The sequence below is a fragment of the Alphaproteobacteria bacterium genome (genome assembly GCA_019635875.1).
Classification (GTDB): Bacteria; Pseudomonadota; Alphaproteobacteria; order Reyranellales; family Reyranellaceae; genus JAFAZJ01.
In genome coordinates this window covers 1,006,175-1,019,368 of record JAHBYP010000002.1, presented here as the reverse complement: position 1 = coordinate 1,019,368, position 13,194 = coordinate 1,006,175, and the positions used below count along the sequence as shown (strand labels likewise).

At 68.4% G+C, this 13,194-nt stretch carries 8 protein-coding genes; 3 read left to right on the top strand and 5 right to left on the bottom strand.

The features are described from left to right. Positions 1-2: 2 nt before the first annotated feature. The 5 genes from KF889_11145 to KF889_11125 all read right to left on the bottom strand — a co-directional run bounded on the left by KF889_11145 (position 3) and on the right by KF889_11125 (position 6,326). On the bottom strand, positions 3-1,328 hold the full coding sequence (locus KF889_11145; protein MBX3499992.1) for an ABC transporter substrate-binding protein: 1,326 nt from the start codon (positions 1,326-1,328) through the stop codon (positions 3-5). Between the two features lie 63 nt (positions 1,329-1,391). Further along, a complete protein-coding gene (locus tag KF889_11140; GenBank protein MBX3499991.1) occupies positions 1,392-2,501 on the bottom strand; it encodes a branched-chain amino acid ABC transporter permease in 1,110 nt (369 codons plus the stop codon). 13 nt (positions 2,502-2,514) lie between these two features. Beyond that, on the bottom strand, positions 2,515-3,438 hold the full coding sequence (locus KF889_11135) for a branched-chain amino acid ABC transporter permease (protein ID MBX3499990.1): 924 nt from the start codon (positions 3,436-3,438) through the stop codon (positions 2,515-2,517). A 147-nt stretch (positions 3,439-3,585) separates the two neighbouring features. After that, a complete protein-coding gene (locus KF889_11130; GenBank protein ID MBX3499989.1) occupies positions 3,586-4,371 on the bottom strand; it encodes an ABC transporter ATP-binding protein in 786 nt (261 codons plus the stop codon). 5 nt (positions 4,372-4,376) lie between these two features. Next, positions 4,377-6,326 carry an AMP-binding protein gene (locus KF889_11125; GenBank protein MBX3499988.1) on the bottom strand — a complete coding sequence of 650 codons (1,950 nt, stop codon included), beginning with the start codon at positions 6,324-6,326 and terminating at the stop codon, positions 4,377-4,379. A 175-nt stretch (positions 6,327-6,501) separates the two neighbouring features. On the opposite strand from KF889_11125, the gene KF889_11120 reads away from it, so the two are divergent. The 3 genes from KF889_11120 (at position 6,502) to KF889_11110 (ending at position 13,102) form a co-directional block, all read left to right on the top strand. Then, positions 6,502-7,374, top strand: a complete 873-nt coding sequence (locus tag KF889_11120; protein MBX3499987.1) for a TauD/TfdA family dioxygenase — start codon at positions 6,502-6,504, stop codon at positions 7,372-7,374. 96 nt (positions 7,375-7,470) lie between these two features. Then, on the top strand, positions 7,471-12,243 hold the full coding sequence (locus KF889_11115; GenBank protein ID MBX3499986.1) for a DUF3320 domain-containing protein: 4,773 nt from the start codon (positions 7,471-7,473) through the stop codon (positions 12,241-12,243). A 55-nt stretch (positions 12,244-12,298) separates the two neighbouring features. Then, entirely contained in the window at positions 12,299-13,102 is an 804-nt protein-coding gene (locus KF889_11110; GenBank protein MBX3499985.1) for an alpha/beta hydrolase, read from the top strand. Positions 13,103-13,194 lie beyond the last annotated feature (92 nt).

Below are 13,194 nucleotides of genomic sequence, written 5' to 3'. Positions count from 1 at the left end.
GATCAGCTCTCCTTGGAGCAGTCGCGCGGCGTGATCTTCTTCTCGGCGGCGTACTTGGCCGAGGTGTCCTTGACCATCGGCGCCAGCAGCGCGTCGTCGCCGGTGTACCAGTCGGAGATCACCTTCCACCCCTTTCCGTCCCACTGGTGCACGCGGCTCAGACGCGAGCCCTCGTGGTCGGCGCAGGAGACCTTGATCGGTCCGATCATGCCGTCGAAGCCCAGCGCCTTGATGCGGTCGGCGGTCAGGTTGAGGTTCTCCAGACCCCAGCGCACCTGCTCGCCGGTCATCGGCTTGTTGCCGAACTTGGCCATCGCCGTGCGGATCGCCTCGACGCCGAGCATGGCGTTGACCAGGCCGCGGTTGTAGAGGACGTGGCTGATCTCGTCCGGCTTGGCCTGCGACTTGCCGGCCGATACGACGTGCTTCTCGATGTCGGCGTGCACGGCGTACTTGCCGGCGCCGTGCTGCAGCATCAGCGCCTTGTAGCCGGCGGCCTTGTCGCCCGCCGGGATCACGTCGGGCTCGGCGCCCGACCACCACACGCCGATCATCTTGTCGCGCGGGTAGTTGACGTTGCCGGCCTCGGTCACCGAGGTCGAGTTCATCACGCCCCAGCCCCACAGCAGCACGTAGTCGGGCCGCTCCTGGCGGATGCGCAGCCACTGCGACTTCTGCTCGTTGCCGGGATGCGGCACGGCGATCGGCAGGAAGGTGTAGCCGTGCTTGGCGGCCATCACCTCGAGCGCGGCGATCGGCTCCTTGCCGTAGGGCGAATCGTGATAGACCAGCGCAATCTTCTTGCCCTTCAGCTTGTCGAGCCCGCCGAGCTCCTTGGCGATGTGCTGGATGGCGACGTTGGCCGCCGTCCAGTAGGTACCCAAAAGCGGGAAGTTCCAGGCGAACACCGCGCCGTTGCGCGACTCGGAGCGGCCATAGCCCATGGTGACGATCGGCACCTTGTCGCCCGGTGCCTTCTCGGTGAGCGCGAAGGTGATGCCGGTGCTGAGCGGCAGGAAGTAGGCGGCGCCGGTCGGCCCCTTGCCCTTCAAGCGCTCGTAGCATTCCACGCCGCGGTCGGTGGCGTAGCCCGTCTCGCATTCCTCGAAGACGATCTTGACGCCGTTGATGCCGCCGTCGCGCGTGTTGATCATGTTGTAGTAGTCGGCGATGCCGTTGGCGAACGGCACGCCGTTGGGCGCGTAGGCGCCGGTGCGGTACACCAGGCTCGGGATGAACTGCTCGCCCTGCGCCATCGCCGGCCCGGCCAGTGATGCCGCGGCGGCCAGCGCGCCCGCCGTGAGCACCGCCTTCCTGATCATGCCCATCATGTTCCTCCTTGTTGGTATCGCGGGACCTCGGCGGCCCGCGGTTGACGACACTTTACTGACTCAATGCGGAAACGGCCACAGGCGCAGCTTCTCCTTGGCGATCGACCACAGCCGGGCCAGCCCGTGCGGCTCGTACTGCAAAACGATCACGATCAGCGCGCCGAAGATCATGAAGGCGATGTGCTCGACGGTCCCGGTATTGATCGTCCAGCCGACCAGGGCGCCCAGCGGCGGCAGCACCTGGTTGAGCACGAAGGGCAGGATGAAGATGAACGCGGCACCGAAAAAGCCGCCCATGATCGAGCCCAGCCCGCCGATGATGATCATGAACAACAGCGAGAAGCTGCGATTGATGTCGAAGGCCAGCGGCTCCCAGGAACCGAGGTTCAGGAACGCGTAGAGGCCGCCGGCGATGCCGAGGAAGAACGAGGAGACCGCAAAGGCGCTGAGCTTGGCATACATCGGCCGGATGCCGATGATCTCGGCGGCGATGTCCATGTCGCGGATCGCCATCCATTGCCTGCCGAGATGGCCGCGCACCAGGTTCTTGGCGATCACCGCCAGGACGACGACGAAGACCAGCGTGGTGAGGTACTTGGCGTGCGGGCTCGACAGGTCGAAGCCGAACAGCTCGAGCGGCGGGGCGTTGACCGAGCCCGAGGGCGTGTAGTTGGTGAACCACTTCACGCGCGCGAATGCCCAGTCGAAGAAGAACTGGGCGGCGAGCGTCGCGCAGGCGAGGTAGAAACCCTTGATGCGCAGGCTGGGCACGCCGAAGACGATGCCGACCGCCGCCGAGACGAAGCCGCCCAGCACGATCGCCACATAGGGGCTGAGGAAGTCGAGCCGGATCGAGAAATTGTAGGCGGCGTAGGCGCCGATCGCCATGAAGGCGCCGGAGCCGAGCGAGACCTGTCCGCAATAGCCGGTGAGGATGTTCAGGCCGATCGCGGCGATGGCGAGGATCAGGGTTGGTATCAGGATCGCCTTGTACAGATACTCCCAACCCAGCGTGTGCAGGATGTAGCTCGGGTCGACATAGGTGACCAGGCCGACGGCGAAGGCCACCACGACCAGAGTGGTGATCACCCAGCGATCCTGGGCGATCGGGAACACGGCCTGGTCGGCCGCGTAGCTGACCTTGTACTGACCGGCCTCGCGGTAGATCACGCTGCCACTCCCGCTAGACGCGTTCGATGATGCGTTCGCCGAACAGGCCCTGCGGCCGGAACAGCAGGAACACCAGGGCGAGCACGAAGGCGAACCAGATCTCGATGCCGCCGCCCAGCGCCGGGCCGATATAGACCTCGGCAAGCTTCTCGCCGGCGCCGATGACGAGGCCGCCGATGATCGCGCCGGGCACCGAGGTGAAGCCGCCGAGGATCAGCACCGGCAGCGCCTTCAGCGCCAGCAGCGAGAGCGAGAACTGCACGCCGAGCTTGGTGCCCCACACTGCGCCCGCGACCAGCGCCACCAGGCCGGCGACCAGCCAGACGATCAGCCAGATGTGGTTGAGCGGAATGCCCACCGACTGCGCCGCGGCGTGGTCGTCGGCCACCGCGCGCAGCGCACGGCCCACCCGGGTGCGCTGGAAGAACAGCGCCAGGCCGGCGACCAGCAGGCCGGCGACGATGCCGGCAAAGATGTCGAGCTCGTTGACCAGGATGCCGCCATCGAAGACCGATTCGAGGATGAAGATCGATTCCTTCGGCACGCCGAGATTGAGGGGATAGACGTCGGAGCCGAACACGGTCTGCGCCAACCCGTCGATGAAGAAGGTCACGCCGAGCGTCGCCATGAACAGGATGATGCCCTCCTGGTTCACCAGTTTGCGCAGCACCAGCCGCTCGACGCCCCAGGCGACCAGCGCCATCACCGCGGCGGCGAAGACGAAGGCGCAGACCACCGCCAGCCACAGCGGCAGGCCCTGCTTCTGGAAGACCTCGAGCGAGCGCACCAGTGCCAGCGCCGCGGTCAGCACCATGGCGCCCTGGGCGAAGTTGAAGACGCCCGAGGCCTTGAAGATCAGCACGAAGCCCAGCGCGACGAGCGAATAGAGTACGCCCACCAGCAGGCCGCCGATCAGCACCTCGAGGAAGAATGCCATCGTCAGCCTCCCAGCCGTCGTCCTGAGCGCAGCGAAGGACCTTGCGGTGGTGCGAACGGACACTGCGTCGTGCAAGGCGCAACACCGCGAGATCCTTCGCTGCGCTCAGGATGACAGAGGACGTGAGATGACATCGCTTCCGTCCTCCTAGTGCGCCGTGCCGAGATAGGCGGCGATGACGTCGGGGTTGGCCTTGACCTCGTCGGGCGTGCCGTCGCCGATCTTGCGGCCATAGTCGAGCACGACGACACGGTCGGAGATGTCCATCACCACGCCCATGTCGTGCTCGATCAGGCAGATGGTGGTGCCGAACTCCTCGTTGACCTCGAGCACGAAGCGGCACATGTCCTGCTTCTCCTCGATGTTCATGCCGGCCATCGGCTCGTCGAGCAGCAGCAGCTCGGGCTCGGCGGCCAGCGCACGGCCGAGCTCGACGCGCTTCTGCAGGCCGTAGGGCAGCTGGCCGACCGGGACCTTGCGCACGTGCTGGATCTCGAGGAAGTCGATCACCCGCTCGACGTACTCGCGGTGCGCGATCTCCTCGCGCTGCGCCGGGCCCCAGTGCAGCGCCTGGGCGAGGATGCCGCTGCGCATCTTCAGGTTCCGCCCGGTCATGATGTTGTCGAGCGTCGACATGCCCTTGAACAGCGCGATGTTCTGGAAGGTCCGCGCGATACCCTGCTCGGCCGCCTCGTGCGGACGCATCTGCTTTCGGCGCACGCCTTTGTAGGTGATGCTGCCCTGCTGCGGGTGATAGAAGCCGTTGATGCAGTTCAGCATCGAGGACTTGCCGGCACCGTTGGGGCCGATGATGGCGCGCACTTCGCCTTTGCGGATGTCGAAGCTGATGTCGGAGAGCGCGCGCACGCCGCCGAAGCTCAACGAGATGTTGTCGACCGAGAGCAGGGTTTCGCTGAACTGACGCGTGCGCATGAAGCTCAGCCCGCCTTGCGGAGTGGTGTGGCGGCGGGCACGTCGAGGATCGCCACGTCGCCCTCGACTACGCCCTTGCGGCCGTCCTCGAAGGTCACCTCGGTGCGGATATGGGTGGCCTGCGAGCCGTCGTAGAGCGCCTTGACCAGCTGGCCGTAGCGCTCGGCGATGAAGCCGCGGCGCACCTTGCGCGTGCGGGTGAGCTCGCCGTCGTCGGCGTCGAGCAACTTGGGCAGCACCAGGAAGCGCCTGATCTGCGCGCCGGCCATCTTCGGATCGGCGGCGAGGTCGCGGTTGACCTGCGCCACCTGCCCGGCGATCAGCCCGTGCACCTTGGGATGGCTGGCGAGCTCCTGGTAGCTGGCATAGGCGATGTCCTGCTTCTCGGCCCAGTTGCCGACCGCCACCAGGTCGATGTTGATGAAGGCCGAGACGAAGGCGCGGTTGTCGCCGAAGGCGACCGCCTCGTTGATGTGCGGGAAGAACTTCAGCTTGTTCTCGATGAACTTGGGCGCGAACAGCGTGCCGTCCGCCAGCTTCCCGACATCCTTGGCGCGATCGATGATGCGCAGGTGACCGGCCTCGTCGAGGTAGCCGGCATCGCCGGAATGCACCCAGCCGTCGGCCGTCTTGGTCTCTGCCGTCGCCGCCGGGTTCTTGAAGTACTCGAGGAACACGCCGGGGCTGCGGAACAGGATCTCGCCGGCATCGTTGACCTTGATCTCGACCTGCGGTGCCGGCTTGCCGACGGTCTCCAGCCGCACGTCGCCGTTGGGGTGCATGGTCACGAAGACGCTGGCCTCGGTCTGGCCGTAGAGCTGCTTCATGTTGATGCCGAGCGAGCGGTAGAAGTTGAAGATGTCGGGCCCCACCGCCTCGCCCGCCGTGTAGGCCACGCGCACGCGCGACAGGCCCAGCGTGTTCTTCAGTGGCCCGATCACCAGCAGCTCGCCCAGGCGATAGAGGATCCGCTCGCCGATGCCCACCGGCTTGCCGTCGAGCAGCGCGCCGCCGACGCGCCGCGACAGATCCATGACATAGCGGAAGATCGCGCGTTTGGCCCGCCCGGCATCCTCCATGCGGATCATCACGGTGGTGATCAGGTTCTCGAGGATGCGCGGCGGCGCGAAATAATAGGTCGGGCCGATCTCGCGCAGGTCGGTCATCACGGTGGCCGCCGATTCGGGGCAATTCACTGTCAGCCCGACCGCGAGGCCCTGGGCATAGCTGAAGATGTGGTCGCCGACCCAGGCCATCGGCAGGTAGCTCAGGAGCTCGTCGCCTTCGACCAGGCCGTCGAACTCGGCCGCGTTCTGCGCCGTGATACGCAGGTTGTCGTAGGTCAGCACCACGCCCTTGGGCCGCCCGGTGGTGCCCGAGGTGTAGAGCATGATCGACGGATCGGAGCCCTTGCCCTGGGCGATCTCCGCGTCGAGGAAGCCCGGCTTCTCCAGCTGCAGCGCGCGGCCTTTGGCCTGGGTGTCGGCGTAGGAGACCAGGTCGGTGTACTCGCGCAGGCCGCGCGGGTCGTCGTAGATGATGGTCTTCAGCGCCGGCACGGTGGCGCGGATCTCCAGCAGCTTGTCGATCTGCTCCTGGTCCTCGCCCAGTGCGAAATGGGCTTCCGCATTGTCGACGACATAGGCCATCTCGGCGGCCACCGAGTCCTGGTAGACCGGCACCGGGATGCCGCCCAGCATCTGTGCCGCGCAGATCGCCCAGTAGAGCCGCGGGCGATTGTCGCCGACGATCACCAGCTTGTCGCCGCGCCCGAAGCCCAGCGCCGCCAGGCCGGCGGCGAAGTCGCGCGCCTGGGCGTTGCTGTCCGCCCAGCTGTGGCTCTGCCAGATGCCGTATTCCTTCTCGCGATAGGCGGGAAGCCCGCCGCGCTCGCGGGCGTTGCGGGCCAGCAATTTGGGAAACGTGTCGTCGCTGCCGGCGGCGGCCTGCGGCATCCCTCAACCCCTCCCAGCCCGCAGCCGGCCTCTTGGGCGACCGTTGCCACGGGACGGGGCTAGGTAGCGACAAGGCCATAGCCGGTCAAGACGCGCGAGCCGCGACGGGTTGGCAGGCGGACGGCCGGGGCCTAGGCTGCTCGCCACGGAGGAGTTTCCCATGCAAAGCACGCAGATGCGCGGCAATGCCGGCCCCCGCTACAAGCACGTCACGGACGACGAGCGGCCTTACGAAAGCATCACCGTCGACAAGCTGACGCCGATCATCGGCGCGGAGATCGCCGGCGTCGACCTCAGCCGGCCGCTATCCAACCAGACGATCGACGAGCTGCACCGCGCGCTGGCCGAGAACTGCGTGATCTTCTTCCGCGACCAGACCATCACGCCCGATCAGCACCTCGCCTTCGGCCGCCTGTGGGGCGACCTGCACGTGCATCCGGCCGCGCCGCACGAGCCGGGCAAGCCCGAGCTGATGATCATCCACGCCGACAAGGACAGCCCGCGCGCCAACGGCGAGGGCTGGCACACCGATGTCTCGTGCGACGTCGAGCCGCCGATGGGCAGCATCCTCTACATCAGGACCTGCCCGCCCAAGGGCGGTGACACGCTGTTCGCCAGCATGTACGCCGCCTACGAGGCGCTCTCGGACCGCATGAAGAGGTACCTGGAGGGCATGACCGCGATCCACGACGGCGAGCAGGTCTATCGCGGTCTCTACAGGAACTACGGCGTCGCCGACAAGGAGAGCTACCCGCGCGCCGAGCACCCGGTGATCCGCACCCATCCCGTCACCGGCAGGAAGGCGCTGTACGTCAACCGCGGCTTCACCCGCGGTCTGGTCGGCGTGCCGCGCGACGAGGGCGACGGCATCCTGCGCTATCTCTACGAGCACATGGAGAATCCGCTGTTCCAGTGCCGCTTCCGCTGGCGCGCCAACTCCATCGCCTTCTGGGACAATCGCTGCGTCCAGCACCGCGCGATGTGGGACTACTGGCCGCACACGCGCAGCGGCAACCGGGTCACGGTGAAGGGCGAGCGGCCGGTATAGGCAGTCCCCGGGCTCTTGCGCCAACCGCGCTTGACGGGCTGTCATCGGAAGAGCGGTCGCACCACGGCCGTCGGTCATCGTTTCGGGGGAGAGGGAATGGAGTCCAGCATCGCAGCCCGTCTCGACGCGGCGAGGCGCGATCTGCTCGACCTGTCGACCCGAAATCGCCTGCTTTCGATTCCCGCCGACCCCAGGGCCCGGCTGGTGCGCATGCGCGACGAGCGCAGCGCCGACATCTATCGGCTGCTGGTCAAGGAGAAGCGTGACCTGGTCTTCGTCGCCGACCCCCTCGCGCCGGCCAAAGCCAGCGCGGCGCGCCCGGACGCTGCCGAACCTGCCGACGGCGACGCCTCGGACGCCACCGAGACCCAGCCGGCGCCCCGCGCCGAGCCGGACGAGAGCGCCTTCACCGACGAGAACCTGCAGACGACCCTCGATGCCAAGGCGCTCGAGAAGCGGCTTCTGGACCTGCGCGACGAGGCGCTGACCCTGCTCGAGGAGCAGGGCGTCAACATCCTCTATCTGGCGCTCGGCCAGCTCAAGTGGCGCGAAGCGGCGGGTGCGATGGAGGATCGCTTCGCGCCGCTGCTGCTCGTGCCGGTGACGCTGCAGCGCCGCTCGGCCCGTTCGCGGTTCACCGCCCGGTGGGACGAGACCGACCCGGGCATCAACCTCTCGCTCGTGGCGAAGCTGAAATCCGAGTTTGCGCTCGACCTGCCGGACGCCGACGAGGCCGAGGATCTGGATGTCGCCGCCTGGTTCCGGCGGGTCGCCGAGGCCGTCTCGGGCATGCCGGGCTGGGAGGTGCGGCCCGACGCGATCGTGCTGGGCGTGTTCTCCTTCGCGAAGTTCCTCATGTACCGCGATCTCGATCCGGCGAACTGGCCCGACGATCGACGCATCGACCGGCACGAGAAGGTGGCGTCCCTGCTGCTCGGCCGGCCGCTCACCACCGAGGCGTCGGTCGACCTGCCGAGCGACGACACGCCGATCGACGACGTCATCGCCCCGGCCACGACGTTCCACGTCGTCGACGCCGACAGCAGCCAGACCGTCGCCATCGAAGCGGCGCGCCGGGGCGTCGACCTCGTCATCCAGGGCCCGCCGGGAACCGGCAAGAGCCAGACGATCATCAACATCCTCACCGCGCTGGTCGCCGACGGACGCAGCGTCCTCTTCGTCGCCGAGAAGCGGGCGGCGCTGGAGGTCGTGAAACGCCGCATGGATCAGGCGGGTCTGGGCGCGCTGTGCCTGGAGCTGCACAGCAACAAGGCGAGCAAGCGGGCGATCATCGACGAGCTGCGCGCGACCCTGGAGCTGGGCGCGCCGAAGAACACCCAGGACGACGACCTGATCCGCGGCCTGTCCGGCCTGCGCACCACGCTGAACGCGCATGCGCGCGCCGCCAACGAACCGGTCGGGGCGAGCGGCTGGTCGGCGCACGAGATCTATGGCCGCCTGCTTCGCCCGCAGGCGCCGCTTGCCGCCAGTCCGCGGCCGCGGCTGCCCGGCTGCGAGGCCTGGACCCAGGCCGACGCCGGCGAACGCCGCGAGGCGCTGGCATCGCTCTGCCGGCTCATCGCGGGTATCGGCCTGCCGAGCCGGCATCCCTGGCGGGAGACGCGGTGCGAGCCGCTGCTGCCGATGGACTACGAGCGCATCGGCGATCTCGCCCGCGCCGCCGCCGATCGACTCGCGGCCGTCGGGTCGCAGGCCGGCGCGATCGCTGCCTCGATGCAGCAGCCGCCGCCGACGACGCTGGGCGATGTAAGCGGACTTCTCGCCATGGCGCGCCACGCCCTCGCGGCGCCGGATCTCGATGCCGAGGCGATGCATTCGCCCGCCTGGTCGCGCGATCTCGGTCGCATTCGCGACCTCGTCGAAACCGGGACGCGCCATGCCGAAGCCCAGGCCGGCCTGGCGGATCGCGTGGTCGAGGCCGCCTGGAGCGTGGACCTTTCGGCCGCGCGCGTGAGCATCGCCTCGCATGGCGCATCGTGGCTGCGCTTCCTGAACGGCGGCTATCGGCAGTCGATGCGTCTCGTCAGGTCCGTCCTGAAGGTCGATGCGCCATCCTCCCTCGGCGATCGTCTTCGGCTCATCGACGACATCTCCTCGGCGCGGCGCGATCTGAACACCCTGCGCGATTCGGACGCCCTCGGGCGTGAGGCGCTGGCCGCCCGATGGCGGCGCGAGCACACCGACTGGAGCGTGGCGCGCGCCTGGCTCGGCTGGGTGGAAGCGGGGCGCTCGCTGTCGCTGCCCGACGAGCTTCGCATGATCGCCGCCAGGCTGGTCGGCAAGAGCCAACTGGGGACCGATACGGAAAGGCTGGCGTCCGATCTTGCCGACCTCCTGGAACGGCTGCGCGCGCTCATGGGGGAGGTCGGCTTCGATGCGCCGGCCGGGCTGGGATCGGAGGACCCCGATCGCTGGTCGATCGAGGATCTGGGCGCCCGGCTGGCCGGATGGGGCGACAGGCCGAAGCGCATCAACGAATGGGTTGGCTATCGCAGGGAGGCCGGCCGCGCCAACGATCTGAGCCTCGAGGAATTCGTCGCCGCCCTGTGGGATGGACGACTCGAATCGACGCACGCGCTCGATGCGTTCGAGAGCACCTACTGCGAAGCGCTTTGCCGGCAGGCATGGGTGGCCCGCCCCGAGCTCGCGTCGTTCGATGGCGACCGGCACCACGACGTCGTCGCCCGGTTCGCGATGGCCGATCGGTCGCGCATCGCGCTCGCGCGGCGGCAGGTGGCCGCCGCCCACCACGCCCGGGTGCCGAGGACCGAGACCGCGTTTGGCGGCCTGAGGCACGTGCGCTACGAGATCGCCAAGAAGCGTGGTCACATGCCCTTGCGCAAGCTCACCGCGCTGGCCGGCTCGGCGCTGCAGGCGATCAAGCCGGTCTTCATGATGAGCCCGCTGTCGATCGCCCAGTTCCTCGAGCCGGGACGGATCGACTTCGACGTCGTCATCTTTGATGAGGCCAGCCAGGTCACTCCGGTGGATTCGCTGGGCGCCCTGGCGCGGGCCAGGCAGTTCGTAGTCGTCGGCGATTCGCGCCAGCTGCCGCCGACCCGCTTCTTCCAGAGGGTCGGCCAGAACGACGTCGACGACTTCGACGACGAGACCGCCCCCCTGGCCAACATCGAGAGCATCCTCGAGCTGTGCAAGGCGAGCGGCGTCGCCGAGCGCATGCTGCGCTGGCACTACCGCAGCCGGCATCATTCGCTGATCGCGGTGTCGAACCGGGAGTTCTACGACAGCCGACTCTTCATCGTGCCCAGCCCCTGGACATCGGAGTCCGGCCTCGGGCTGGCGTTCCACCATCTTCCGGAAGCCGTGTACGACCGCGGCGGCACGCGTTCGAACGCCATCGAGGCGAAGGTCGTGGCACAGGCCGTGATCCAGCACGCCAGGAACAACCCCGGCCTCACGCTCGGGGTCGCCGCCTTTTCCCAGCCGCAGCGCCAGGCAATCGTCGACCAGCTCGAACTGGCCCGCAAGGCCAACACCGACGTGGAGACGTTCTTCAACGACCATCCGCACGAGCCGTTCTTCGTCAAGAACCTGGAGAACGTGCAGGGTGACGAGCGCGACGTGATCTTCCTCTCCGTCGGCTATGGCCGCGACGCCAGCGGCTATTTCGCGGGCTCGATCCCGACGCTGAACACCGACGGCGGCGATCGACGTCTCAACGTGCTGATCTCGCGGGCGCGGCGCCGATGCGAGGTCTTCTCGTCGGTGACCGACGAGGATTTCGATCCGGAGCGCATCCGGACCGCCGGCATGGCGGCGCTGCGCGTGTTCCTGCGCTTCGCGCGCACCGGCGACTTCGGCGTCGCCAGCGTCGGCGAGCGGCCGCCCGACTCGCCTTTCGAGGAGGCGGTGATGGGCGCGCTGGCGGCGCGCGGCTATCAGGTCCGCGCGCAGGTCGGCGTCGCGGGCTTCTTCATCGACCTCGCGGTGGTCGATCCGCAACGGCCGGGACGCTATGTGCTGGGCATCGAGTGCGACGGCGCCTCGTATCATTCGGCGCGATCGGCGCGCGATCGGGACCGGCTGAGGCAGACGGTGCTTGAGGATCACGGCTGGCACCTGCACCGGATCTGGAGCACCGACTGGTTCCGCGATCCCGCTAGGCAGATCGAGCGCGCCGTCGCCGCCATCGAGGCCGCACGGCGCGAGCTCGCCGACATGGGCGAAGAGGAGGGAGAGGCGGAACCGACCACCCAGGACCTGCTCGCGGCGGCCACGCTGCCGCGCGAAGCGACACCGGTCGAGGCGCCCGCCGGGAAGGTCTCGACTCCCTATCGCGAGTCGACTCTGGCCGCGCCCGGCACATTCGGCGCGATTCTCGACGCCGATCCTGCCGACCTGCGCAAGGCCGTCGTGTCCGTGGTGGAACAGGAAGGCCCGATCCACGAGGACGATGTCGTCACCAGGCTTCGCACTAGCTGGGGCGCGAAGCGGTCGGGACCAAGGATCCAGGCCGCGGTCACGACGGCGATCAAGGGCGCCCTGCGCGCCGGGCAGGTCTCCGGCGAGGGACGCTTCCTGCTGCCGGTCCAATGGACACCGGCGTGCCGCGACCGCTCCGGCGTCTCTCTGGCGAGCCTGCGCAAGGCCGAGTCGATCCCGCCGATGGAAGTCGACCATGCCATCATTGCCCTGGTCCGCGCGAACCACGGGCTTCTGGACGAGGAGGTGCCGCGCGCCGTGGCACGGACGCTCGGCATCACGCTGACGTCGAGCGTCCGGGCACTGGTCGACCAGCGGACCCGCGAGCTGATCAGGGCCGGCCGCCTGGTCGTGCGCGACGAGATGATCGTCGCCACCGACAGGAACGCGGCCGCGGCCAACTGAGGCCGGCGAGGGGCAAACGCTGGCGACCCGCCAGGCGAGGCGCTACACCGGCGCGATGGAGTCCGACGACCTGTTCCTCGACCTGCCCGACCGCCGCATCCGTGGCCGCTGGATCGCGCGCGCCGCGCGCGACGACGGCTATGCGCGCCCGACGCTGGTGTTCCTGCACGAGGGGCTGGGCTGCATCGAGATGTGGCGCGACTTCCCGGCGAAGCTGTGCGCCGCGACCGGCTTCGCCGGCTTCGCCTACGACCGCACCGCCTACGGCCAATCCTCGCCGTGGCCGAAGCCGCCGGGCATCGCCTACATGCATATCGAAGCCGAGGCGGTGCTGCCGCGCGTGCTCGAGGCCGCAGGCATCGGCGAGCACATCCTGATCGGTCACAGCGACGGCGGCAGCGTCGCGCTGATCAGCGCCGGTCACGACCCTGAATCACTCCGGGCCGTGGTCACCCTGGCGGCGCATGTCGTCTGCGAGGCCGAAGGCGTCGCCTCGATCCGCAAGGCGCGCGCCGCCTATGACGGCGGCGACCTGCGTGCGCGGCTGGCGAAGTACCATCGCGACGTCGACGGCGCCTTCAACCTGTGGGCCGACGCCTGGCTCGATCCCGCCTTCATGGACTGGTCGATCGAGGACCGGCTGCCCGGCGTGCAGGTGCCGGTGCAGGCGATCCAGGGCGAGGACGACGAGTACGGCAGCGAGCTGCAGCTCGGCCTGATCGCCGGCAAGGTCTCCGGCTACAGCGAGACGCGGCTGATTCCGGCCTGCGGGCATTCCCCGCACCTGCAGCAGCCGCAGCGCACCCTGGCGGAGATCGCCCGCTTCATCGGCCCGTTCGCGACGATAGCCGAGGGCTGACGGGAACTGTCATCCCGAGCGTAGCGAGGGATCCAGGGAAACCGCCTGGATCCCTCGCTGCGCTCGGGAAGACAGGATGATGCTTCGACAGA